23 protein-coding genes are annotated in these 24,495 nt (G+C 61.4%); 10 read left to right on the top strand and 13 right to left on the bottom strand.

All coding sequences use genetic code 11. The features are described from left to right. Window positions 1-67: 67 nt before the first annotated feature. The gene (locus FNZ07_RS32115) at window positions 68-3,673 is read right to left on the bottom strand and encodes an indolepyruvate ferredoxin oxidoreductase family protein (RefSeq protein WP_091017466.1); all 3,606 of its coding nucleotides are present in this window, start codon (window positions 3,671-3,673) and stop codon (window positions 68-70) included. A 371-nt stretch (window positions 3,674-4,044) separates the two neighbouring features. On the opposite strand from FNZ07_RS32115, the gene FNZ07_RS32110 reads away from it, so the two are divergent. Beyond that, complete coding sequence (locus FNZ07_RS32110; protein WP_091017468.1) at window positions 4,045-4,242, top strand: hypothetical protein; 198 nt, start codon at window positions 4,045-4,047, stop codon at window positions 4,240-4,242. A gap of 112 nt (window positions 4,243-4,354) precedes the next feature. On the opposite strand, the gene hppD is transcribed toward FNZ07_RS32110, so the two are convergent. Next, a complete protein-coding gene (gene hppD / locus FNZ07_RS32105) occupies window positions 4,355-5,452 on the bottom strand; it encodes a 4-hydroxyphenylpyruvate dioxygenase (protein ID WP_091017470.1) in 1,098 nt (365 codons plus the stop codon). Window positions 5,453-5,594: 142 nt separating this feature from the next. On the opposite strand from hppD, the gene FNZ07_RS32100 reads away from it, so the two are divergent. Then, window positions 5,595-6,116, top strand: coding sequence for an Lrp/AsnC family transcriptional regulator (locus tag FNZ07_RS32100; RefSeq protein ID WP_091017472.1), 522 nt, complete (start codon window positions 5,595-5,597; stop codon window positions 6,114-6,116). Between the two features lie 92 nt (window positions 6,117-6,208). On the opposite strand, the gene FNZ07_RS32095 is transcribed toward FNZ07_RS32100, so the two are convergent. The 8 genes from FNZ07_RS32095 to paaA all read right to left on the bottom strand — a co-directional run bounded on the left by FNZ07_RS32095 (window position 6,209) and on the right by paaA (window position 12,510). Beyond that, window positions 6,209-6,877 (bottom strand): GNAT family N-acetyltransferase, encoded by a 669-nt coding sequence (locus FNZ07_RS32095; protein WP_091017475.1) that lies wholly within the window; start codon window positions 6,875-6,877, stop codon window positions 6,209-6,211. A 237-nt stretch (window positions 6,878-7,114) separates the two neighbouring features. After that, window positions 7,115-7,711: a TetR/AcrR family transcriptional regulator gene (locus tag FNZ07_RS32090; RefSeq protein ID WP_091017477.1), complete on the bottom strand. Its 597-nt coding sequence runs from the start codon at window positions 7,709-7,711 to the stop codon at window positions 7,115-7,117. 12 nt (window positions 7,712-7,723) lie between these two features. After that, the gene (locus FNZ07_RS32085; protein ID WP_091017479.1) at window positions 7,724-8,557 is read right to left on the bottom strand and encodes a DUF1835 domain-containing protein; all 834 of its coding nucleotides are present in this window, start codon (window positions 8,555-8,557) and stop codon (window positions 7,724-7,726) included. Window positions 8,558-8,699: 142 nt separating this feature from the next. Further along, on the bottom strand, window positions 8,700-9,788 hold the full coding sequence (gene paaE, locus FNZ07_RS32080; RefSeq protein WP_091017482.1) for a 1,2-phenylacetyl-CoA epoxidase subunit PaaE: 1,089 nt from the start codon (window positions 9,786-9,788) through the stop codon (window positions 8,700-8,702). Between the two features lies 1 nt (window position 9,789). Continuing rightward, entirely contained in the window at window positions 9,790-10,356 is a 567-nt protein-coding gene (paaD, locus tag FNZ07_RS32075; protein WP_091017494.1) for a 1,2-phenylacetyl-CoA epoxidase subunit PaaD, read from the bottom strand. A gap of 19 nt (window positions 10,357-10,375) precedes the next feature. Further along, complete coding sequence (paaC, locus tag FNZ07_RS32070; RefSeq protein ID WP_091017496.1) at window positions 10,376-11,179, bottom strand: 1,2-phenylacetyl-CoA epoxidase subunit PaaC; 804 nt, start codon at window positions 11,177-11,179, stop codon at window positions 10,376-10,378. A 7-nt stretch (window positions 11,180-11,186) separates the two neighbouring features. Then, window positions 11,187-11,471 carry a 1,2-phenylacetyl-CoA epoxidase subunit PaaB gene (paaB, locus tag FNZ07_RS32065; RefSeq protein ID WP_091017636.1) on the bottom strand — a complete coding sequence of 95 codons (285 nt, stop codon included), beginning with the start codon at window positions 11,469-11,471 and terminating at the stop codon, window positions 11,187-11,189. 40 nt (window positions 11,472-11,511) lie between these two features. Continuing rightward, the gene (gene paaA, locus FNZ07_RS32060) at window positions 11,512-12,510 is read right to left on the bottom strand and encodes a 1,2-phenylacetyl-CoA epoxidase subunit PaaA (protein WP_091017498.1); all 999 of its coding nucleotides are present in this window, start codon (window positions 12,508-12,510) and stop codon (window positions 11,512-11,514) included. A gap of 382 nt (window positions 12,511-12,892) precedes the next feature. Between paaA and FNZ07_RS32055 the strand changes: the two genes are divergently transcribed. The 3 genes from FNZ07_RS32055 (at window position 12,893) to FNZ07_RS32045 (ending at window position 15,646) form a co-directional block, all read left to right on the top strand. Beyond that, entirely contained in the window at window positions 12,893-14,542 is a 1,650-nt protein-coding gene (locus FNZ07_RS32055; RefSeq protein ID WP_091017501.1) for a S10 family serine carboxypeptidase-like protein, read from the top strand. Between the two features lie 17 nt (window positions 14,543-14,559). After that, window positions 14,560-14,982 (top strand): EF-hand domain-containing protein, encoded by a 423-nt coding sequence (locus FNZ07_RS32050; RefSeq protein WP_170275866.1) that lies wholly within the window; start codon window positions 14,560-14,562, stop codon window positions 14,980-14,982. A gap of 256 nt (window positions 14,983-15,238) precedes the next feature. After that, a complete protein-coding gene (locus FNZ07_RS32045) occupies window positions 15,239-15,646 on the top strand; it encodes a hypothetical protein (RefSeq protein ID WP_143098148.1) in 408 nt (135 codons plus the stop codon). A 516-nt stretch (window positions 15,647-16,162) separates the two neighbouring features. On the opposite strand, the gene FNZ07_RS32040 is transcribed toward FNZ07_RS32045, so the two are convergent. Together FNZ07_RS32040 and FNZ07_RS32035 are read right to left on the bottom strand one after the other, a co-directional pair. Further along, window positions 16,163-17,266: a phytoene/squalene synthase family protein gene (locus FNZ07_RS32040; RefSeq protein ID WP_091017510.1), complete on the bottom strand. Its 1,104-nt coding sequence runs from the start codon at window positions 17,264-17,266 to the stop codon at window positions 16,163-16,165. Window positions 17,267-17,397: 131 nt separating this feature from the next. Next, a complete protein-coding gene (locus FNZ07_RS32035; RefSeq protein ID WP_091017512.1) occupies window positions 17,398-18,138 on the bottom strand; it encodes an SDR family NAD(P)-dependent oxidoreductase in 741 nt (246 codons plus the stop codon). A 120-nt stretch (window positions 18,139-18,258) separates the two neighbouring features. Between FNZ07_RS32035 and FNZ07_RS32030 the strand changes: the two genes are divergently transcribed. Next, window positions 18,259-19,149, top strand: a complete 891-nt coding sequence (locus FNZ07_RS32030) for a LysR family transcriptional regulator (RefSeq protein ID WP_091017514.1) — start codon at window positions 18,259-18,261, stop codon at window positions 19,147-19,149. 82 nt (window positions 19,150-19,231) lie between these two features. Here the strand turns inward: FNZ07_RS32030 and FNZ07_RS32025 are convergent, their stop codons facing one another. Continuing rightward, window positions 19,232-19,609: a winged helix-turn-helix transcriptional regulator gene (locus tag FNZ07_RS32025; protein ID WP_245811690.1), complete on the bottom strand. Its 378-nt coding sequence runs from the start codon at window positions 19,607-19,609 to the stop codon at window positions 19,232-19,234. Between the two features lie 97 nt (window positions 19,610-19,706). Between FNZ07_RS32025 and FNZ07_RS32020 the strand changes: the two genes are divergently transcribed. The 4 genes from FNZ07_RS32020 (at window position 19,707) to tcuC (ending at window position 24,487) form a co-directional block, all read left to right on the top strand. Further along, window positions 19,707-20,828 (top strand): NADH:flavin oxidoreductase, encoded by a 1,122-nt coding sequence (locus FNZ07_RS32020; protein ID WP_091017519.1) that lies wholly within the window; start codon window positions 19,707-19,709, stop codon window positions 20,826-20,828. 225 nt (window positions 20,829-21,053) lie between these two features. After that, complete coding sequence (locus tag FNZ07_RS32015) at window positions 21,054-22,088, top strand: ABC transporter substrate-binding protein (protein ID WP_091017522.1); 1,035 nt, start codon at window positions 21,054-21,056, stop codon at window positions 22,086-22,088. A 27-nt stretch (window positions 22,089-22,115) separates the two neighbouring features. After that, window positions 22,116-23,105 (top strand): quinone oxidoreductase family protein, encoded by a 990-nt coding sequence (locus FNZ07_RS32010; protein WP_091017525.1) that lies wholly within the window; start codon window positions 22,116-22,118, stop codon window positions 23,103-23,105. Window positions 23,106-23,194: 89 nt separating this feature from the next. Next, window positions 23,195-24,487 carry an MFS transporter gene (gene tcuC / locus FNZ07_RS32005; RefSeq protein ID WP_091017528.1) on the top strand — a complete coding sequence of 431 codons (1,293 nt, stop codon included), beginning with the start codon at window positions 23,195-23,197 and terminating at the stop codon, window positions 24,485-24,487. The last annotated feature ends 8 nt before the right edge of the window (window positions 24,488-24,495 follow it).

Genomic DNA, 24,495 nt, shown 5'->3' with positions numbered 1-24,495 from the left:
AGGGCGCTACGTCAGCTTCGACGCAGCGCCCTTGTTCCCGCGCGGTCCTTACCGGACCGCAGCCCGTTTAAGCAACGTGCCGCTCACCAGTCCCTTCCGGCGCCCGCCACTTCGCAAGCAGTGCGGTCCACTTCGTCCGCACGCCCTTCAGGTTGTTTTCCTTCACGTGACCGTAGCCGCGAATGCCGTCGGGCAGGCTGGCAAGTTCGATGGCGAGAGCGCGCTTCTGCGGACTCAAACTACCCACCAGCTCACGAACCAGCGCTTCGTACTCGCCGATCAGCGCCCGTTCGGTACGACGCTCTTCGGTCTTGCCGAATACATCGAGGCCGGTGCCGCGCAGGAACTTGAACTTCGCGAGCACGCGCATCGCGCTGAACACCCACGGACCGTACTGCTTCTTCACCAGGTGGCCGTGCGAATCCTTCTTCGAGAACGCCGGCGGCGCGAGATACAGCTTGAGCTTCCAGTCGCCTTCGAAGTTTGCCTTCAGCTTCTCGACGAAGGCCGGGTCGGCATACAGGCGCGCGACTTCGTACTCGTCCTTGTAGGCCATCAGCTTGTGCAGATTCTTCGCGACGGCTTCGGTGAGCGGCAACTGGCTGTCGATAGAGTCAAGCGACGTTTCCGCTGCGCGTACCTCATCGACGAGCTTGCGATAGCGCGCCGCATACGCGTCGTTCTGATAAGCGGTCAGATACTGCACGCGCTTGTCGATCAGCGTGTCGAGTGCCTTCGGCGTATGCAGCGAGATGATCTTGCTGCTTGCCGTATCGGTGGCTTCTTCGCTGCGGCCTTGCAGGTTCGCGAGCTTGCTGACGCCGGCAGGATCGTGGGCGGTGCGGCGGCCCCATTCGAACGCTGCGCGGTTCTTGTCGACCTGCACGGCGTTCAGTTCGATCGCGCGGATCAGCGATTCGTGCGTGAGCGGAATCCAGCCGCGCTGCCATGCGTAACCAAGCATGAACGGATTCGTGTAGATCGCATCGCCGAGCAGCGCGAGCGCGAAGCGGTTTGCATCGACGGCGGAAACACCGTCGTCGCCGGCACCGGCGCGCACGTCGGCTTCGGCGCTGGCCCCAGGGAAACGCCAGTTCGGGTTCTTGATGAACTCGGCGGTCGGCGTGGCTGCGCTGTTCAACACGACGCGTGTGCGTCCACCCTGCATCCGCGACACACATTCGTCGCTGGCGGTGACGATCGCATCGCAACCGATCACGAGGCTCGCTTCACCCATCGCGATACGCGTGGCGTGGATGTCGGCGGGCTGGTTCGCAATCTGTACGTGGCTCATCACGGCGCCGCCCTTCTGCGCGAGACCGGTGACGTCGAGTACCGTTACGCCCTTGTTCTCGAGGTGCGCAGCCATGCCGAGCAGCGCACCGATCGTCACAACCCCCGTACCACCGACGCCCGTGATCAGCACGCCGTACGGACGGCCGATTGCCGGCACTTGCGGGTCCGGTACGGGCGCCAACGTATCGCTGGCGACTCCACCGGCTGCTTTCGGCTTGCGCAGTTGACCGCCTTCGACCGAGACAAAGCTCGGGCAAAAACCCTTCAGGCAAGAGAAGTCCTTGTTGCAGGTGGACTGATTGATCTGGCGTTTCGTGCCGTACTCGGTTTCGAGCGGTTCCACCGACAGGCAGTTCGACTGCACCGAGCAATCGCCACAGCCTTCGCAGACCGCGTCGTTAATCACGACACGCTTCGCCGGATCGGGGTACGCATTGCGTTTGCGGCGGCGGCGCTTTTCGGTTGCGCAGGTCTGGTCGTAAATCAGGATCGTCGTGCCAGCGATTTCACGCAGCTCGCGCTGCACGTCGTCGAGCTGGTCGCGATGATGGATCGTCACGCCCGCTGCGAGCTGCTGCATCGCGCCCTGGTACTTTTGCGGCTCGTCGGTGACGATCACGATTTTCGTCGCGCCTTCGGCGGCGAGCTGCAACGTGATCTGCGGCACGGTCAGCGTGCCGTCGACCGGCTGGCCGCCGGTCATCGCGACCGCATCGTTGTAGAGGATCTTGTAGGTGATGTTCGCCTTCGACGCGATCGCCGCGCGGATCGCGAGCAGACCCGAGTGGAAGTACGTACCGTCGCCGAGATTCGCGAACACGTGCTTGTCGTTCGTGAACGGCGCCTGGCCGGTCCACGCGACGCCTTCGCCGCCCATCTGGCTGAAGGTGGTCGTGCTGCGATCCATCCACACCGTCATGTAGTGGCAGCCGATGCCGGCCATCGCACGCGAGCCTTCCGGCACGGCGGTCGACGTGTTGTGCGGGCAGCCCGAACAGAACCACGGCTTGCGCTCGACTTCGACGCGCGGCCGGGCGAGCGCTTTTTCCTTCGCTTCGATCACAGCGATGCGCGTCGCGATGCGTGCGCGGACGTCGGACGGCAGGTCGAACTTGTCGAGCCGCGTCGCGATCGCTTTCGCGATGATCGCCGGCGACAGTTCGTAGTGCGCGGGCAGCAACCACTTGCCCATCGGCACCGACCATTCGCCACCGGCGCCGTCTTTCTCGTCGAACTTGCCGTACACGCGCGGCCGTTGTGTGTCGGGCCAGTTGTACAGCTCTTCCTTGATCGCGTATTCGAGAATCTGACGCTTTTCCTCGATCACGAGAATTTCGTCGAGGCCGCGCGCGAACGCTTGCGCGCCTTGTGCTTCGAGCGGCCAGACGCAGCCGACCTTATAGAGCCGGATGCCGATGCGCGCGCAGGTTTCGTCGTCGAGACCGAGGTCGGTCAGCGCCTGGCGTACATCCAGATACGCCTTGCCGGCGGTCATGATGCCGAAGCGCGCGTGCGGCGAATCGATCTCGACGCGATCGAGCTTGTTCGCACGGACGTACGCGAGCGCCGCATACCATTTGTAGTCAAGCAGACGTGCTTCCTGCACGAGCGGCGGGTCGGGCCAGCGGATGTTGAGGCCGCCGTCGGGCATGGCGAAATCGGACGGCAGGATGATCTGCGTGCGGTGCGGATCGATATCGACCGAAGCCGACGATTCAACCACGTCGGTCACGCACTTCATCGCGGCCCAGAGGCCGGAGTAACGGCTCATCGCCCAGCCGTGCAGGCCGAAGTCGAGATATTCCTGCACGTTCGACGGAAACAGCACCGGCAGGCCGCATGCCTTGAACATGTGCTCGGACTGGTGCGCGAGCGTCGAGGATTTCGCGGCATGATCGTCGCCGGCGAGCACGAGGACGCCGCCGTGTTTCGACGAACCGGCCGAGTTGCCGTGCTTGAACACGTCGCCGGAACGGTCCACACCGGGACCTTTGCCGTACCACATCGAGAACACGCCGTCGTAGCGTGCGCTGGGATAGAGATTGACCTGCTGCGAACCCCACACGGCGGTGGCGGCGAGGTCTTCATTGACGCCGGGCTGGAACACGACCTGGTGTGCGGCCAGATGCTGCTTGGCTTTCCACAGCGACAGATCGAGGCCGCCGAGCGGAGACCCGCGGTAGCCGGAAATGAACCCTGCTGTATTGAGTCCGGCAGCCTTGTCGCGTTCCTGCTGCAGCATCGGCAGACGGACCAGCGCCTGGATGCCGCTCATATACGCGCGGCCGCGTTCGAGGGTGTATTTGTCGTCGAGCGTGACGGAAGATAGCGCAGCTTCGAGCGATGCTCGCTGATCTGCGTCTAGCGGGGCATTCATTATGTGTACTCCTCCACCCAGTTTGGGATCGCCAAAACAAAATTGCAGGGCCTCGACATCTTGTGAATGCTTTGGCCGGGGCCGACATATTGCCGACTTTCCGGCGATGGTAGCACTGGTAGAAACCCGCCGCATTGCAGCCAAAAATGCGGCGCTGCGGCATCGATTTCTACCGTCGATATTGCGTCTTATTGCGACTGTATGACACGCAATGTGTCGAGATGAATCTTGCTGTAACAGCCTGTAAAACCACCGGCAATTCATGAACCCGACTTGAAATGCCGGTCTAATACCCCACCTGTAGCCACTGCGCAGACTCCGCCATACGTTGCGGGGGCCTGCCGGGACAGGCAGTTGATAAAGGAGTACGCATGAACAAACGACACATCCAGACCTTCCTGACGGTCTCGGCCGCTTTTTTTGCCATCAGCGCGCCGCTACGTTCGAATGCCACGGAAAGTGCATCTGCCGGAACGCTCGCTCACACGACGCATGTTGTCCCCTGTCTGGGCAGCATGGACCGCTCGTGTGCAGGCGTCACCGTCGACCACGACGGCCAGCAAAAGTGAGGTAGCGCGCAGGCGCTGCATCGTCCCATTTTCTAGCTGAAGCCTTCGAGGCTTTGGCACTTAGTCAAAAAGCGAAGATCAATCGATCTTCGCTTTTTTTATGCGCAACGCTCTACGTGTTGTCCTTCACGACACCGCGCCGGATCTGATCGAGTTCGATCGATTCGAACAGCGCCTTGAAGTTGCCTTCACCGAAGCCCTGGTTGCCCTTGCGCTGGATGATCTCGAAGAAGATCGGGCCGATCTGGTTTTCCGTGAAGATCTGCAGCAGCAGATCTTCGCGTGCACCGTCGATCAGGATCTTGCGCTTGCGCAGTTCGTCGAGCGGCTCGCCATGGTTCGGCACGCGCCGGTCGACCAGTTCGTAATACGTGTCGATCGTGTCGAGCAGCGAGATCTTCGATGCGCGCAGTCCGTCGACGGTGCGGCAGATGTCGTTGCTACCGAGCGCGATGTGCTGGATGCCTTCGCCGTGATACGCGTCGAGGTATTCCTGGATCTGCCCCGACGTTTCCGAACCTTCTTCGTTGATCGGAATCCGGATCTTGCCGCACGGCGAGGTCATCGCCTTCGACTTCACGCCCGTCACCTTGCCTTCGATATCGAAGTAACGCACTTCGCGGAAATTGAACAGCCGCTCGTAGAACTCCGCCCATTCCTGCATGCGGCCGCGATGCACGTTGTGCGTCAGGTGGTCGATGTAGGTGAGGCCGTGGCCGGCGGGGTTCGGGTTCGCACCGGGGATCGGTTCGAAGTCGACGTCGTAGATGCCGATGTCGCCGATGCTGTTCGGCTGCGCACCGTTCTTGCCGCGCCAGCGGTCGACGAAATAGATCAGCGAGTCGCCGATGCCCTTGATCGCCGGGATGTTCAGTTCCATCGGGCCGGTCTTGTTGTCGAAGCCCCATGCGCCGAGATCGAGCGCATGCCGGTAGGCTTTCCCCGCGTCCTGCACGCGAAACGCGATCGCGCAGATCGACGGACCGTGCAGGCGCGCGAAGCGCTGCGCGAACGAGTCCGGTTCGGCATTCACGATGAAGTTGATTTCGCCCTGGCGGTACAGCGTCACGTCCTTGTGACGATGCCGCGCGATCGCCGTGAAGCCCATCTGCTCGAACAGCTTGCCGAGCGCTTTCGGATCGGGCGCGGTGTATTCGATGAACTCGAAACCGTCGGTGCCGACGGGGTTGTCCCAGGTTGGAACCTGCATGTCTGTCTCCTCTGTCGGGCGTGTGCCGCGATGGAATGACGCAAGTGTAAGTCGCCAGATAGGGAGAAAGCTTGCGAACTTAAATGGAGATCACTAGGATTGCGCTATTAAATAGCTGTGATTCGATAATCAGAGGCAGAAAATGGCTGACATCGAGATAGATGCGATCGACCGGCGGATTCTTGCCATCCTGCAGGAGAACGGGCGGTTGTCGAACCAGGATATCGCGGAGCGCATCAATCTGTCGCCGAGCCCATGTCTACGGCGCATTCGTCGGCTTGAAGAGAGCGGGGTGATCCGCGGTTACGTGGCCTTGCTCGATCCGCAGCGGCTCGGACTGGCGCTGCTCGCGTACGTCGATGTGCGGCTGGAAAAACGCGGCGGACCGGCGGTGAGCGTGCGCAGCGACGGCAGCACGTCGAGGCGTCCCGGTGCGACGCACGCGGAACTGTTCCGTGCGGCCGTCCAGGCGTGGCCCGAGGTCGTGGCGTGCCACGCGATGACCGGCGACATGGATTACATGCTGCGGGTACACGTCGAAGACATGGCCCACTTCTCGCGTTTCATGCAGGACCAGTTGCTGCATCACCCGTCGGTGATCGACGTCAAAACGAGCTTTTCGCTCGATACGATCAAGGAAACGACAGCACTGCCGATTCTCTAGGCGCGCGCCACAGTGGCTTCGGGCGGACTGTGCGGACATAAAAAAAGCGGCCGAAGCCGCTTTTTTCCTCATCGGTCGGGGTGGCCCGCGCTTTACGCCGCCGCCGCCGTGGGCAGAAACGATTCAAGCAGCATCGACGCCCGGCGTGCCTGCCGCTTGAGCGCGTAGTCGAACACCGCAGCCTGTTCCTGCAGCATTTCGCTGAGGATGCTCGACTGGTCTGCCGGCGACAACGTCAGGTACGCATCGGCTTCGCCATACGCGTACTCGATCTTCATGCCAGCTTTTCTCGCGATGTGCATCATCGTCGAGTTGCGCGACAGGCAGTGCATATAGAGCGTCGTCACGTGCGTATTGCGGCTGCGGATCGCAGCGCGTTCGAACAGCTTCGAGCCGGCACCCTGGCCGCGCGCGCTTTCCAGCACCGACACGCCGAATTCAGCAGTGCGCTTTTCGCCATCAGCGGGCAGGTAGGCCAGATGACCAACGCCGGCCAGCTGCAACTGGCTGTCGAACACACCGAATACGGTATCGCGCGAGAAATCGATTGCGCGGACATAGTGTTCGATCACGTGGTTCGGCACGACCTGGCCGAAGCGCAGCAGACGGTCTTCCTCGCTCAGCGCGAGGAAATGGGTGAGCAGACGGTCGCGGTCGGCGGAAGTGAGTTCCCGGACGAGAGCAGGCGCGCGACTGCCGGCCTGCAACAGGCGATCGGATGTCACGATCGGCTCATCGCCGCGGTTAGCGAGCTTGTTCATGGACGGTTCTCCTTTTCAGACGGACGGCATGATGCGATGCACCAAGTATTGTAGTCGAACCGTCAGGATGAACCTAGGGAAAACCCTGAATTTGATGGAGGGGATGTTCTAGAGCGTTATTTTATGACGATCAAGTATCTGATTTTATTGAATTTATTCGTTTAACTACATTCGGCTGATGAATCGCCATTTGCCGACTGGGTGGTCGAAAAAATGCTGCCGCGCCGCATTTCGTGGCTAACCGAGCCCGTGCTCGATCATTCCGACCACCTGTTCCGCAAACTCCTGGTACCCCATCCGGCCACCCGGTTTGAGCCAGGTAAAGGTCCAGTTGATCATGCCGAACACCATCATCGTTAGCGCGGTCTGGTTGTCGCGGGTGCTGCGCTCGGGGTAGGCACGCGTCAACTGGCGCGCGAACGCGGCGACCACGTCGCGCTGACGGTTCAGGATGACTTCACGCTGCGTATCGACCAGATACTTCACGTCGTTCAGCAGCGCCACGTGCCGGCTGTGCGAGGTCTCGTACTCGGTGAGAAAGGCGCGGATCAGTTCGGCGAAGGTCTCGCGCTCGGTCAGGCCGCGTCGCTGGCTGGCACCCTCGACCTCCGCGATGATCAGCATCAGCCGCTTCGTGTAGCGGTCGAGCAGATCGAACAGGATCGCTTCCTTGCTCGCGTAGTAGTGATAGAGGCGTGCTTTCGATGTGCCGCTCGCGGCGGCGAGGTCCGCCATCGAGGTGCTCGGATAGCTGGTCTGCGCGAATTTTTCGGCGGCCAGATCGAGGATCTGTTCGCGTTGCGTTTCGTGATCGGGCGCTCGGGTGCGGGCCATGGTTCTGGACGGTCAGTCGGGGCAGGTGGAAAGGGCGGCGCATTGCGCGGCGCCGGCGGCGCACAGTTCGAGCGTACGCCATGACGACGCGTCGCCGCGCAGCCGGACGCGGCCGGCTGCCGCGAGTTCGCGGCAGCGCCACAGCGCAACGCCGTCGCTGATGAGAAAGCCGATGTTGGCCGACATCAGCGCCGCGGCGAGGCGGGCGGCTGGTTGCCAGGCGCCGGTGGCCTGGCCGAGCAGGAAGCTGTCGAGTTCGCCGAAGCTGCCGCTCGTGAACGTGTTGTCGCGCAGGCGCCGTGTCTCGCCGTTCGCCTGCTTCACTTCCTGCCATTCAAGCGCGAGCCGGCTGATGCGCAGCACGGAGATCGGCGCTGCGTCGCGCAGATGCGCGCGCAGTACCGCCGGCGCGAACATGCCGACGGAAGTCGCCTGATCGGCGCGGCTATGCGCCCAGGCGCCAGGGTCGGTCAGATCACCGATCGACAGGCGCACTTCGTTCAACCGCTGAGGGCTGTTGCGCAGGTGGTAGCAGACGCGCCGCAGCGTCAATTGATCAGCGGCGCTTTGTGCATGCCAGATCACCACATGTGAGTCCGCGGCGACCAGTCGTTCCAGCTCGGTGGCCTGGTCGGCAAACTCGCCGATGAAGTCGCGTGTGCCGTCGCTGCTCACGCGTTGCCAGAAGTCCGCGCGTATATCGGGCGATTCATCGGCGCCGCGCAGAGGCCCGACCGCGAGATCGTCGCGCAGCGCGAGCACACGGTCGTCGCGGTTCGCTTCGCGTAGGGCGCCGCGCAGCGATTCCGCCGCCACGTCGCCATTGGTTATGTGGATTGTGCTCATCGAAAGCTGATTGCCCACTCCGTGAAAAAGGCCGCTCACAGCCGGAATGGAGTCCCGGACGTGAGCGGCCCCTAGTGTAAGCGGATCGCGACCGCGCCGGAAGCGGCGCAGTGGGCGTTTGAAGGTGTGCGCGGGTGATTGCCTAGCGTTCGTCGTAGCTGACCACGACGCGCTCGCTCACCGGGTGGCACTGGCACGTGAGCACGAAGCCGTCGCGCACCTCGTGTTCTTCCAGCGTGTAGTTCTTGTCCATCGTCACTTCGCCTTCCAGCACCTTCGCGCGGCAGGTACAGCAGACACCGCCCTTGCACGCGTACGGCAGCGCGAGGCCGGCGCGCAGTCCGACGTCGAGTACGCTCACGCCCTTGTAGGGCAGACGCAGCTTGCGCCGTTTGCCATCGAGAACGATTTCGAGGTCGGCAGCCGGGGTGTTGTCGGTGATTTCGACAATCGGTGCGCCGGCCTGCGGCAGCGGTGTGCCGAAACGCTCGACGTGCACTTGCGCCGGCGCAACGCCGGCCGTTTTCAGTGCGTTTTCGGCAGCGTCCATCATCGGCGCGGGGCCGCAGATGAACGCTTCGTCGATCGAATCGGCCGGTACGAGCGTGTTCAGGAAGTCCATGCACTTCTGCTGGTCGAGCACGCCGTTGAACAGCTCGACATCCTGGATGTCATCGGACAGCACGTGATAGAGCACGAAGCGGTTCATGAAGCGGTTCTTCAGGTCTTCGAGCTCTTCGGCAAACATGATCGCGTCGACGCTGCGATTACCGTAAACCAGCGTGAACGTGCTGCGCGGCTCGATTTCGAGCGTCGTCTTGATGATCGCGAGCACCGGCGTGATGCCCGAGCCGCCCGAAAATGCGACGTACTGTTTCCCCTGGCCTGCGTTCAGGTGGGTGAAGAAGCGGCCGTCGGGTGTCATCACATCGATCGTGTGTCCCGGCTGCAGCGTGTCGAACGCGAAGTTCGAAAAGCGGCCGCCACGCACGCGTTTGATGCCGACGCGCAGTTCGCCGTCGCGGTCGTAATCGGTGACGCCGACGCAGATCGAATACGAGCGGCGCGTTTCCTCACCGTCGATGTGCGTTTTCAGCGTCACGAACTGACCTTGCGTGAAGCGATACAGCTCGCGCAGGGACTCGGGGACTTCGAAGGCGACCGAGACCGCGTCGGCGGTTTCGGGACGGACTTCCCGGATGCGCAGCGAATGGAATTGCGGGGTGGCCATATCAGTATGGTTTGAAGTAGTCGAAGGGTTCGCGGCAGTCGAGGCAGCGATATAACGCCTTGCATGCCGTCGAGCCGAATTGCGCGAGACGTTCTGTGTGCGCGGAGCCGCAGCGTGGGCAAGCGGGTGCTGCGAGCGGTCTCGGTATGAAGCGGATGACCTGGCTCGGGCTTTGGCTTTCGCTCGATGTGGCCGATGTATGGCTTGCGCAATCGCCGGTGGGCGGGGCGATGCCGTACGCGCGTAGTTTTTCGCGGGCGTCGGCGGTGATCCAGTCGGTGGTCCATGCGGGCGCGAGCACGGTTTCGATACGGTATGGCGTGAGCGCGGCGGTGTCGAGTGCCTGCGCAACATCTTCGGCGATCTGCGACATCGCAGGGCAACCGGAATAGGTCGGCGTGATCACGACTTCAAGCGTGCCGTCGATACCGCGCCGCACGTCGCGCAGGATGCCGAGCTCGCGGATCGACACGACGGGAATCTCAGGGTCCGGCACGGCTTCGAGCGCGTGCCAGGCGCGTTGCAGCGTCGGGTCGTCGGTGCCGGCGGATGGCGTGGTCGAGATCACGGTCGTACTCTGCGTCCAGTTACCAGGTCGCGCCGGGATGCTGCCGCGCGATGCTTTGCAGTTCCGCGAGCAGATAACCCATGTGCTCGGAATGCTCGCCGTGCTTGCCGGTGGTGATGTGCTTCACCGGTTCGGGCAGCGCGAGCGTGGCTTCTTCGAGTGCTGCGCGTACGTCGGCAAACCAGGCGGCTTCGAGCGTTGCGGTTTGCGGGCCGATGCCGGCTGCGCTTACTGCTTCCTCGACGGCATCGGTACTGAAGAATTCACGCGTGTAGGGCAGCAGATAGTCGAGCGCCGCTTGCGCGCGGCGATGCGATTCGTCGGTGCCGTCGCCGAAGCGGATCAGCCACTCGCGTGCATGATGGACGTGATAGCGCGTTTCCTTGATCGACTTCGCCGCGATCGCAGCCAGTTGCTCGTCCGTCGATGCTGCGAGCGTGGTCCACAGGTGTGCCATCAGCGTCGAGTAGAAGAAGTTGCGCACGATCGTGACCGCGTAGTCGTTGTCCGCGTGCGCGGTGCCGGCGAGCGGACCGTAGTGCGGCAACTCGGCCAGCGTGTAGTTGGCGAACTCGCGTTCGGCGCGGAAGTACGCGTAGTCGTCTTCGGTGCGGATCGTGCCGGTGAGCTGCTGCTCGAGCGCGGCCGCGTGGCTGTACAGCAGCCGCGCCTGGCCGATCAGATCGAGGCTCATGTTGGCGAGCGCGATGTCTTCTTCGAGGATCGGGCCGTGACCGCACCACTCGGCGTTGCGTTGACCGAGCACGAGCGCGGTATCCGCGAGACGCAGCACGTAGGAAAGATGTTGGGTCGTGATGTCCATGACGCGCTTACATGTGGTTGACTTCGTCGGGCAGCGTATAGAACGTCGGATGGCGGTAGATCTTGTCGCCGGCCGGTTCGAACAACTCGGCCTTGTCGTTGGGATCGGATGCGGTGATCGCCGACGACGGCACCACCCAGATGCTCACGCCTTCCTGGCGGCGCGTGTAGACGTCGCGCGCCATGCGCAACGCCATCGATGCATCGGCGGCGTGCAGGCTGCCGCAGTGCTTGTGGTCGAGTCCCTGCTTGCTGCGCACGAACACTTCCCAGATCGGCCATTCCTTGTTGATTGACTTGTCCATTGCGGATCTCCTGAATCTTTGCGTGGGGTCAGGCGGCTTGCTGCTGCGCGCGCTGACGCTGCTTTTCGGTGTGGGCGAGCGCGGCTTCGCGAACCCACGCGCCGTCGTCGTGCGCCTTCACGCGAGTGGCGAGACGCTCCTTGTTGCAGGGGCCGTCGCCGTTGACGACGCGCCAGAATTCTTCCCAGTCGATCGCGCCGTAGTCGTGCTGACCGCGCGCTTCATTCCATTTGAGGTCCGGGTCCGGCAGCGTGACGCCGAGTACCTTGGCCTGGTCTACCGTGGCGTCGACGAATTTCTGGCGCAGATCATCGTTCGAGATGCGCTTGATGCCCCACTGCGACGACTGGTTGCTGTGTATCGAGTCTTTATCGCTGGGGCCGAACATCATCAGTACTGGCCACCACCAGCGGTTCACGGCCTGCTGCACGAGTTCGCGTTGTGCTTGCGTACCCTTCATCATCGACATCAGCGAGTCGAAACCCTGGCGCTGATGAAACGACTCTTCCTTGCAGATGCGGATCATCGCGCGCGCATACGGACCGTACGTGCAGCGGCACAGCGGAATCTGGTTCATGATCGCCGCGCCGTCGACCAGCCAGCCGATTACACCGACATCGGCCCATGTCGGCGTCGGGTAGTTGAAGATGCTCGAATACTTGGCCTTGCCCGCGTGCAACGCATCGACCAACTGGTCACGCGACACGCCGAGCGTTTCGCACGCGCTATATAGATAGAGGCCGTGGCCCGCTTCGTCCTGGACCTTGGCGAGCAGGATCGCCTTGCGCTTCAGGCTCGGCGCGCGCGTGATCCAGTTGCCTTCCGGCAGCATGCCGACGATTTCCGAATGCGCGTGCTGCGAAATCTGCCTTACAAGTGTCTTTCGATAGGCTTCGGGCATCCAGTCCTGCGGCTCAATCTTGCCGTCGGCGGTCATCACGGCGTCGAAGCGCGACTGTTCTGGGGAACCTGCGGCTGCGTCCAGCGGTGCGACGTTGCCCGGGATATCGAGGGATTGCGTGTACATGGGGAGCGCTCTCGTCGAGAGTTGTCTGTTTCCGGAGTATAAACCAACCGACCGGTCGGTAAATAAATTTTCGGTGCTGTTTCCAGTGAATTTTCATTCTTCGGTGGAATACGCGGTCACGCTGCTCGCAACGTTGTGGTCGCTGCCTCGCATAACAATCCTCAATAATTGTTATCTACCTTGCGTCCCCATTACCAGCAATCTATAAACGATGTGCGTCGGCTTGCCGGCGGATTATCGACAGAGAGGCGATATCCGGTTTGATTAGCCACGACTGCACGGAATCCGCGAAGCCTGCGCCGATAATAATCTGGATAACCAATGAAATTGTGAGGCCGCAACCGCAAGACCTTGATCAACCGTGCTTCGTCGAGAGCGTCCAATGAAAAACAAACCATGTCTGGCGATACTGATCGCCGCATCATGCGTCGGCTTGTCCGCGTGTGGCGGTGACTCGGGTAGTTCCTCCAGTGCAGCGAAACTCAACGCCAACACGCAGGCAAAGGCGACCTCTTCCGCCGCGGGCGCGTTGCCGGCCGATCAGCCGTACACCGATCCGAATCGCTACAGTTCGAGCGCGACGGCATCGTTGGCTGCGACCGCCGCGTTCGATAAGGCGGCTATCACCCACCACTCGATATCGCTGGACGGCAAGCCGGCCAACTACACGGCGACGGCCGGCCACCTTACCGCGATCACGTCCGCGGGCGACAAGGAAGTGTCCGTGTTCTACGTGGCCTATACGCTCGACGGCACGACGCCGGGCACACGGCCCGTCACGTTCTTCTGGAACGGTGGCCCGGGTTCATCGACGATCTGGCTGCACCTTGGCTCATGGGGACCGAGAACGCTCAATATCGATGAGGGTTCGCTGAAGCTCGGCACAACCGCGCCATCGAGTTTCCCGATGGTCGACAACGACGTCACGATGCTGGATGACAGCGATCTCGTGTTTATCGACGCAACGGGCACGGGCTATTCGGAAGCCGTCGCGCCGCACAAGAACCGGGACTTCTGGTCGACGGACAAGGATGCCGGTGTGTTCCGCGATTTCATCAACCGTTATGTGCAGGTCAACAGCCGGCAGCAGTCGCCGAAGTATCTGTACGGCGAGTCGTATGGCGGGATCCGTACACCGATCGTCGCCGATCTGCTCGAACAGCAAGGCAGTCCCGGACAGGGCGGCCCGGCGCTGACGGGCGTGATCCTGAATTCGCCGATTCTCAGCTACAAGACGAATTGCTACGAATACGGCTCCACGAGCGTGCCCTGCAACGGATTCCTACCTTCCTATGCCGGGGTTGCATATGGACGGGGCGCGAACATCAGCAACCCGAACCAGCTTTCGCTCGTGGACTACGTGAGCGGGATGCGCACCTTCACCGACCAGACTTATGCGCCGGCCAACAGCGCCTATCTGTCGAGAGGCACGACGCCGCCGGCGAGTGTGACCACCGCACTGAACGGCTGGACCGCGGTGTCCGCGGCGAACTGGAAAAGCAATTTCAACATGCAACCCGATACCTACGCGAACTACCTGCTGAACGGCGTGGGGTCGATCGATATGTACAACGGTCTGGTCGCCGCACCCGCTGGAGCGAACTATGATGGAAGTTCGTACAACGACACGGCATTCCAGAACGCAATCAACGACTATCTACCGAACTTCCTCAGCTACAAGAACGCATCCGCGTACAACCTGGAGCCTTCCGTCATCATCGATGACTGGAACTTCACGCACGGTTCCGATACCTCGGGGCGTCCGAGTTCGCTGGGAGATATCGTCGACGTGCTGACACTCGATCCGTCGCTGAAAATGAAGGTGTTCGGCGGTTACGACGATCTGGTGTGCCCGATCCATCAGACCGAGCTCGATCTGCAGGGCGCAAACCTGGCGCAGACGGTACCGTTCCAGCAATTCCCGGGCGGCCACATGATCTATCTGATGAAGAGTTCGCGGGCGCCGATGAAGCAGGCCATCGACACCTTCTTCGCCGCTACACCGGCCGCGGCCGACGTGGCGTCGCGCTAACCATGGAGAGCGCTAACATGAACAGGGTATGGGCTAGGGTTGTAATGGTCTGCGCGCTGTCGTCGCTGTCGTCGCTGGCATCGCATGGCGCGGTTGCGCAGGTGGCGAGGATCGCACCGATCTCGGGTTCGATCGATGCACAGATGGTCCGCGTGGGCGACATGCTGCGGCCGCCGCCATCGCCACCGAGCAACGACACGCCAGAACTGCGCGGACAGGCGCTGCATCAGCATGTGCTCGACCAGATGAAGGCCCGGTTTGACGCGGCGGCCGATCCGTCGACGCATCTGCTGACCCAGCAGGCCGCAAAGGACCATGGCATGGGCTACATCGCCGATCACTTTCAGCAGATCGATCGTAACGGTAGCGGCTATATCAGCTTCGAGGATTTCCGGAGCTTCCTGCGGGCCCGGCACGGGGTGGCTTTTTCGAACAACTAGCGTGATCGTGCGGTGGAAGGACGCCGTTGAGGTATAGGCCGGCCGGATAGACTCCGGCCGGTTTTTTTATTTCATCGCAGGAAACGCTGGGAATTCGAGCGCCTTTGATTTTCACGCATATATCGATCATCCGCATATCGGTCCTCCCGGTATCACAAGTCGATATCCGCGCAAGATCTGCTTTGTCGCAATCCTCATTTGAGCAACAATGCCCCCCATATCGTGAAACCACGGGCGGCAATCCGTTCGACTACAAATGACTGATATCTCCGAAGAATCGCGTTCACAGGATCACGTGGCAGCACAAGGCGAATCGGGCACCCCCTCCATGTGGCGGAGCTTCCTCCTGCTCGCGGCAGCGGGCGCTGTAGTCGCAGGTTTTTCTGTACTCGGCTACTCGAGCCTCTACTGTCGGGATCTCGGAGGCACCGTGTTCTGGACGATTCTCTTTGGCGTTGCTGCCCCCGCCATTTCAGCCGTCGAGACGCCCGAGATATTCTGGAGTGTGTTCTTCGGATACCTGGCGGTGGTTTTCATCGTCACCCGGTATACCCCGTTCCGACTCACATGGTCGCGATTCGCGATTGGAATTGCAGCTGGTTATATCCTGGCTGCCCTGATCACATGGAATTTTGTCGGCCACGGCAATTGCGGACTTGCCTAACTAGAGCTGGCGGTCACATGTCTACGGGACCAGGCAAATATCGACAGGGCCGTCCAGGACTCCGAGGCGCGTGACTACCACCTATGAAAAGAAATCTATTGAACCGCCTGTTCTTCCTCTCCATTGCGTTACTGGCAGTTGCCACGCTGAGCGGCTGCGGATGCGGGCCGCTCAGCGAACAGGATGTGGGTGTCAGCAAATGGCAACCCCAGACCGCCAAAGCCCGATTGTCGAACGCAGACACCGCGACCGATGAGTGTCTGGCAACCGTCGTGAGGCAATGCACCGATGATATGGCGTCGGCCTGTGGCGATCGCTCCCACTCTCACACGGTGTTCCGGGATCGCGTGACAGGTGATCGAATTAGTGACGCACGAATCAGCAGGCTCTGTGCAGCCCCTCAGAGTGGGCCTGAGTCGGCGTGCGCTCTCGGCGTGGTTCCACGCGACACCATAGATGAATGCATGGCTGGAAAGGGCTTCAAAAATGTAGAGATAACCAAGAAGGCCTGCTACCTCAATTTCGGTTAAGCGTTCGACCTGCCGGTCGATCCTGGCGCCGCACGACATCCGCTACCTGAAGCGCCCCCTCAACCTCCCCCACCAACCGATCGAACCATCGACGCAGCAAGCGATTCGACAACGACCGCGGAATCGACCACGCGATCGCTTTGTACACATCCTCGCGACGCACTTTCGACACATGCCCAGGCGTGAGCCAATCCTTGTTCGCGACGAGCAGCCGCAGCGTCATCAGACCGATCACGATGGGCCAGATACAGGCGAGGCGCAGACGCATCGCGGTCGGTGATATCGCGAACGTGTAGTCGAGCGCCGCCTGGTAATGCGCCATCGCGACACGCACGAGATCGAGCATTACGGGCCGCGCGAGATCCGACGCGTTTTCGCCGAGTAGATCGGTGGGTGATATCTGCGCACGAGAAAGACGATCGGCGGGGAAATAGCAGCGTCCGATCCGCAGATCTTTCGCGCCGTCGCGCAATACGTTGGTCAGCTGAAGCGCCTTGCCGAAGCGGATGCCGAGCGCTTTCATCTCGTCGGCGTCGCGTCTGAGCGCGCCTGGCTTGTGCGCGACCGACATCGTCGTCCAGAACTCACCGACGCAACCGGCAACCATGTACGTGTAGCGATCGAGTGCGGCATCGTCAGGCAACGCGAGGATCTGCCCTGACGTTTCGTCCGGGAACGTGACGAGATCGAACTCCATCCCGCGACTCAACGTCGTCACGATGCCGCGCACCGCTGCACGATCGGTCTCGTCGAGTTGCGCGAGGATCGCAATCGCGGGACCCAGCGATTCAAGCAATACCTTCTCGCCGGAATCGGTTTGCTGACTCGCGATCTCGGCCGCCATCGTGCGTAGTGCTGCATTGTCGGGCTGGCCGTTCACCTGTTCGCGTAGTGACAGCAGCCATTCGAGACGCCGTGCCGGCGGCAGCATGGACGTGTCGGCGATCGTATCGGCCGCGCGTGCGAGCAGGTAGGCGAGGCCAACCGGGTCTCGCATACCGGTGGGCAGCACAGCGAGTGTGAGATAGAACGAACGCGACACCTTCTTAAGCAAAGGGCCGAGCAGGAAGGCGCGGGAGGTTTGGCTCATGCCACGTTTGATGTGTTGCCAATTTCGGGAGCGCCCATTGTATCTTCTGATGCCGGGGGACCGACGGCAGCGAAGTGCGGATAAGGGGTGAACGAGTGGACCTACTCCCGAGGTGCACGCACCCTCGAATTTCAAACCTGGCCGATACCCCCATCGACCATCAGATCCGCTCCCGTCACATAAGAACTCTGGTCCGACGCGAGGAAAAGCGCCGCGCTGGCAATCTCCTTAGTCTCGGCGAGTCGACCGAGCGGGACCATGCTCTGGTACATGTCCACCAGATCCTCGCGCGTCGCCGACTGGGCATCGAGAATCGGCGTGTCGGTTACGCCAGGGCTCAGCATGTTGGCGCGAATGCCACGATCCTTGAACTCCGCAGCCCAGGTCCGGGCATAGGAACGTAGCGCCGCCTTGGTGGCCGCGTAGGCCGTGTGACCAGGAATGCCCATGAGGTGCATCGCCGACGAAACCAGGATGATCGACCCGCCACCTGTCATGAGCGGCAGCAACTTCTGCACGAGGAAGACGGGGCCGCGAGCCATGAGGTTGAATGCCTTGTCGAAATGCTCGGGTGTGATGGTGTCGATTGTGGCCTGCTCTGTAAAACCCGCGTTCGACACGACGATGTCGACGGCGCCTTTTTCTTCCCTGACTGCCGCGGCAACGCGGTCGAGATCGTCGAGGTTTGCGGCGTCCGCCCGGAGCGCGGTGACGTTGCGTCCGATCAGTTTCACGGCCTCGTCGAGTTGCGCTTGCCGACGACCGAAGATAAAGACGTGAACGCCTTCGGCGACAAAGCGCTGGGCGATTGCGAGACCGATGCCTGTGCTGCCGCCGCTAATAACGGCGATCTTGCCTGTGAGAGTGGACATTAAGCCTTCTGTCTGATGGGGATGACCGAAGGATGGTAATTGCTGCTTACGGGAATGATAATCCGCGGAATTCCCATATGATCTATTCTTCAAGAGAATTGATCAGGTGAGGGAAGTGCAATGGACCGGTTTCACGAACTGAACGCCTTCATCGCTGTGGTTGAAGCAGGTGGTTTCTCTGCGGCGGCGCGCAGAACAGGCGATTCGCAGTCCTCCGTCAGCAAGGCCATTGGCGCGCTGGAAAAGCGCCTCGGCGTGATGCTATTCAACCGGAGCACGCGCAGCGTGACTCTGACGGATCAGGGGCAGCGATACTACGACCGGACTAAACCGCTCGTCGACGAGATGGATGAAGCCGACGGCGAACTGACGAGTAGTACGCTCGATACCTCCGGCCCAATCAGGATCGCAGTAGCCTCTACTTTTGGGCGCCTCCACGTTCTCCCGCTAATACCCGAGTTGTTATCGCTCAATCCTGGTCTCCAGGTCGACCTCGTTCTATCGGATTTCGTGCGGGATATGGTGGAAGACCGGATCGATCTGGCGATTCGGGTAGGCCCCGTCAACGATCTTGACGCGGTCGTCAAGCGCGTGGCCAGCACGCCGCTCGTATGTGTTGGATCGCGTCGATACTTCGAGCAACGAGGTATACCCAGGACGCCCGCCGAACTCGTCGATCACAATTGCCTTTTATATGGCGGCCTGACGGAGTCGGCGAACTGGCCGTTCGTCGGGCCGGACGGTCGGTTCAGCGTGCCGGTTCGTGGAAATCTGTCGTCGAACAGTGTAGAGACGATACGAGCCGGTGTGCTGGCCGGCGTAGGAATTGGCTTGTTTGCCAAGGTCTCGCTTGCTGATGAGCTCCGGCATCCAGACGTGATCACGATTCTCGACGAATTTATCAGCGATGCGAGAGACGTCAGTATCGTCTGGCCAAAGCGCCGCTTTGTGCCGGCGCGCGTACGCCGTACCACGGATTTTTTTGCAAAGGCGCTTGCGCAACGAGTTTAAATCGACGTAATTGATCGATTCACCGACGACATTGTCATGGCTGCAGCTGTCGGCGACTTGCAGACCAGCACCACGCGCAACACTAGTCCGCAACTGCGCGCTCGTCATAGCGAGCGCGCGCTCGCTCGACTTCAGGAAGGTACTCGAGCGTCCATTGATAAAGCGCCTTGAACGGGCGATCGAGCGAACGCCCAAGCGCTGTGATCTCGTATTCGACCGAGATCGGCGATGTAGTAACCACGTTTCTCTCGACGATTCCATTGCGCTCAAGCCGCCTCAAACATTGCGTCAGCGCTTTCTGCGTGACCCCTTCAATGCGACGCTTGATCGCATTGAACCGCAACGGCCCCTCGCGAAGCGACGCAATGATCAACACCGACCATTTATCGGCGATCTGGTCGAGCAGCAGACGACTCGGACAATCTGCCGCGGATAACACCTTGGTTTGAGATTCGTGCACGACGGTTTCCTGAAGGCTACCTGGTTGCATTGCTGTGACTCATTGACACTAAGTATAAAACATATACCATCAAGTTTTCCATCCGTGAGATTCATCAATGACCAGTCCGCAACTCGACACGTTGTTCAGACCGTTTCAACTGAAAACACTCAACCTGAAGAACCGCATCGTAATGGCGCCGATGACGCGCTCGTTCTCGCCGGAGGGTGTACCCGGCGCCAACGTAGCGGATTACTACCGGCGGCGCGCATCAGGCGAAGTGGGCCTCATCATCTCCGAAGGAACGGTCATCGATCGTCCGTCGTCACGCAACGATCCCGCTATCCCGTTCTTCCACGGTGAGCAAGCGCTTGCCGGCTGGAAGAATGTGATCGATGCCGTGCATGAAGCAGGCGGCAAGATGGCACCGCAGATCTGGCACGTCGGCGCAGTCTCCAACCCGTTCACCGAATGGCGGCCAGATGCGCCGGCCGAAAGTCCCTCCGGCCTTGTTGCGCCTAAAAAGGAGCGCGGCAAAGCGATGACCGACGAGGACATCGCAGACACGCTTGCTGCGTTTGGACGGGCAGCAGCAGAGTCGAAGCGCCTCGGCTTCGACACGGTCGAGATTCACGGCGCGCATGGTTATCTGCTCGACCAGTTCTTCTGGGACGGAACTAATCAGCGTTCAGATCATTTCGGCGGAAGCACGGTGCGGGAACGCTCGCGCTTCGCAATCGAAGTGGTCAAGAGCGTCAGGGCAGCGGTTGGGCCCGATCACCCGATCATCCTCCGTCTAAGTCAATGGAAGCAGCAAGACTTCGCTGCCCGGCTGGCGCATACGCCGGACGAAATGGCGGACTGGCTCGTCCCCCTCGTAGAGGCGGGCGCCGATATCCTGCACTGCTCCCAAAGGCGCTTTTGGGAAGCGGAGTTTCCGCAAATCGATGGAGAGAACGGGCTCAACTTCGCCGGCTGGGCGAAGAAGCTGACCGGCGCCCCAACGATTAGCGTGGGCTCGGTCGGTCTTTCCGTCGACTTCATCGGCACCTTCGGCGGTGAAAGTTCGCCGCCGGCGAGCCTCGATAATTTGCTGGAACGGATGGCGCGCGACGAGTTCGATCTGATCGCGATCGGCCGCGCGATACTGAGCGACCCGGAATGGGTGGCGAAGATTCGTTCGGGCGACACCAGCAGCTTGAAGGACTTCAGTCCCGCGGTACTGGCCGAGCTTCACTGATTTTCGATCGGCGACGCCCGGTCTCGAAGCCCCGCGACGGCTCTGTCCAACTCCAACGTGACAGAGCCGTTCACCTGAGTGGTAGGCCTCCCATCCAACGGATCGGGAAACCACTGAGAAAACAGTCTGCCCGCAGAAAGCAATCAGAAGGGCAGCTTTCCCTATACTTCCTCGCATGCCAACGCCTGCATCGACAGGCGCTGTTTCAACTGTGAGGAGACAGCCATGCCGCGCCACACAGGAACCCTGTTCCGTGCACTGTTCTGCATCGTGGCGTTAACGGCGGCGAGCCTCGTGAGCGCGCAACCCATTGTGCTGATGACCGGTGGTGCTGCAAAGCTGATCTATCTGCCGGTGATTCTTGCTGACCAGCTCGGCTACTTTCGCAAGGAGGGGATCGAGGTCCGCATCGTGTCTGCGCCGGCGGGCATCGATACGTCGACCGAACTCGTTGCGGGCGCAATCCAGGGCGCGGTTGGTTTTTACGATCACACGATCGAGCTGCAAAGTCATGGTCTCGATGTGCAGTCGGTCGTCGTGCTGGGTCAGTCGGCCGGGCTCGTCGAACTTGCGCGACGCGACAGCGACATGAAGACGATGGCTGACGCGAGAGGCCGCCGGCTCGGCGTGACCGGCTTCGGCTCGTCGACTTACTTCCTCACGCGCTACCTCGTTGAGCGCGCAGGCGTGCCGTCCGGTGCATACACGGTTGTCCCGCTTGCCAACGAATCCGCGTTCGAGAAAGCGATTGTCGACGGCACGATCGATGCGGGCATGATCGAAGAGCCAACTGCGACGCGCATGCTGACTCGCCTCGAAGCGAGGCCGCTCGTCGACATGCGCAGCGTAAAAGACACGCGCATACAGCTGGGTGGGGCGTATGTCGGTGCCTGTCTCTACATGCAGCGTGACTGGGTCGACGCGCATCAGGACGAGACGGCGCGGCTCGCGCGTGCGGTGCGTGACGCGTTGCGTTTCATCCAGACACATGACGAAGCCGCCATCGCAGCCGTTGTACCTGCAACGATCCGCGGCGATGACCTCGCGATCTACCTGAAGGCGCTGGCCATTGCGAAGCCGGCGTACTCGTCGACGGGTGCGATGCCGGCGGACGCACCGTCGGCGGTGCTCGCAGTGCTCGCTGGGGCCAACCCCGAGTTGTCGGAGCGGCACATCGACCTCACGCGTACCTATACCAACCGCTTCGTCGCTGCTGCGCCTACGGGTGCATCGGACGACCAGGCCGCGGGTTCGCACTGAACCTCGCCCACACCGGAGACTGCTGTCATGCGCGCCATCCAGATCCACGAGTACGGCGGACCCGAAGTACTGCAGCGCGTCGAGATCGACGTGCCGAAACCGGCGCCGGGTGAAGTGCTGGTGCGTGTCGTAGCAGCCGGCATCAACTTTATGGACATCCACACGCGGCAGGGTAAGTATCGCGAGTCGCGCACCTACCCCGTGAGGATTCCATGCACGCTCGGTATGGAAGGCTCGGGCGAAGTCATCGAAGTGGGCGCGGGTGTCACGTCATGTCGCAAGGGCGACCGGGTTGCGTGGTGCATCGCGTGGGGCGCGTACGCCGAGTACGCGCTGGTGCCCGCCGCACGGCTCGCGAAACTGCCGGACGGGATCGACTACGACATCGCTGCTGCAGCGATTTTCCAGGGTTCGACTGCACACTATCTGCTTGAGGATGTCGCGCACATCGGAGCGGGTAGCACGTGCCTCGTGCATGCCGCGTCCGGCGGCATCGGACAGTTGCTCGTGCAACTTGCAAAGCGGCGTGGCGCGGAAGTGTTCGCGACGACCAGTTCCCCCGCCAAAGCGGCAATTGCGAAGTCGCTCGGCGCCGATCACGTGCTGATGTACGAGGATGGAGCGTTCGCCGACAGGGTCCGCGACTTGACGCACGGTCGAGGCGTCGATGTCGTATTCGATGCGGTGGGCCGGACTACGCTGCGCGACAGTTTCCGGGCGACGCGAACACGGGGTCTTGTCGTCAACTACGGCTCCGTCACCGGTCCAATGAGCGATCTCGATCCTTATGAACTGGGCGAAGCCGGTTCGCTCTTTCTCACCCGACCGCGGCTTGCGGATCATCTGGCCGATGTCGAAACGGTACAGCGTCGCGCCGACGATATCTTCGCCGCCATCCAGCAGGGCGCGCTGCACATCGGCATCAACGGCCGTTATACGCTGGATACCGTAGAAGCAGCGCACGCGGCGCTCGAAGAACGCCGCCAGTCGGGCAAGGCTGTGATGGATATCGCCTAGCCGCCGGCACTACTGCCAAGAACCGTTGCCCGGCGCACGCCATACGTGCGCCGGTTGTTCAGACTCGTCCTTACGCACAAAAGAGCACTATGGAACCATCCACTACCCATCCTTCAGAATCGCGTTTTCGAGCAGTTTTCCGCGTGGTCAGCGGCAACTTCCTCGAGATGTTCGATTTCACGGTCTACGCCTACTACGCCACCGCGATCGCTCACACGTTCTTTCCCGCTGACAACGAGTTCATCTCGTTGCTGCTTGCGCTCTCCGTGTTCGGCGCGGGATTCCTCATGCGGCCGATTGGCGCGCTGGTGCTTGGGGCGTATATCGACCGCCACGGCCGACGCAAGGGGCTAATCCTGTCGCTGTCGTTGATGGCGGCCGGCACCGCATGCGTTGCGTTCGTGCCCGGCTATGCGACGATCGGCGTTATCGCGCCCGTGATCGTGCTGATCGGTCGTTTGCTGCAGGGGTTCTCGGCCGGTGTCGAACTCGGCGGCGTGTCGGTCTATCTCTCGGAGATCGCGACACCCGGCAAGCGCGGTTTCTTCTGTTCGTGGCAATCGGGTAGCCAGCAGGTTGCGGTCATTTTCGCGGCGTCGCTCGGTGTGCTGCTCAATCAGCTGTTGCCCGCAAGCGAGTTGAGCGCGTGGGGTTGGCGTGTGCCGTTCCTGATCGGCTGCCTGATCGTGCCGTTTCTCCTGCTCATTCGCCGCACGTTGCGCGAGACCGATGAGTTCGCGGCGCGCAAGCGTCATCCGGGGTTCGGCGAAATCATGAAGTCGATGATCGACAACGCCGGCCTGATCGTCGCGGGCATGGGGCTGGTCGTGATGACCACGGTGTCGTTCTATCTGATCACCACTTACACGCCGACATTCGGCAAGACCGTACTGCATCTGTCTGCCGTCGATTCGCTGATCGTTACCGTCTGCGTGGGCGTATCGAACTTCTTCTGGCTGCCGGTTTCGGGAGCGGTTTCCGATCGCGTTGGACGACGTCCCATCCTGCTGCTCTTCACCGTCCTCACGATGCTGACGTCGTATCCAGCGATGCAGTGGCTGGTCAGCGCGCCGTCGTTCGAGCGGCTCTTGCTGGTGGAGCTCTGGTTTTCGCTGCTCTATGCGTGGTACAACGGCGCCATGGTCGTGTCGCTGACGGAACTGATGCCGGCCCATGTGCGCACGACGGGCTTTTCGATGGCTTACAGCCTCGCGACGCTGGTTGGCGGTTTCACCCCGGCCGTTTCGACGTCGCTGATCCACTTTACCGGGGACAAGGCCGCACCCGGTGCGTGGATGGGCTTGGCAGGATTGTGCGGCGCCGTGGCGACGCTGATACTCTACCGTTCGCAACAGGCACGCAACGGATACAAGCTGGCATAGCTTTCCAG

Source organism: Paraburkholderia megapolitana (assembly GCF_007556815.1).
GTDB classification, from domain to species: Bacteria; Pseudomonadota; Gammaproteobacteria; order Burkholderiales; family Burkholderiaceae; genus Paraburkholderia; species Paraburkholderia megapolitana.
This window is presented reverse-complemented; position numbering and strand designations above follow the sequence as displayed.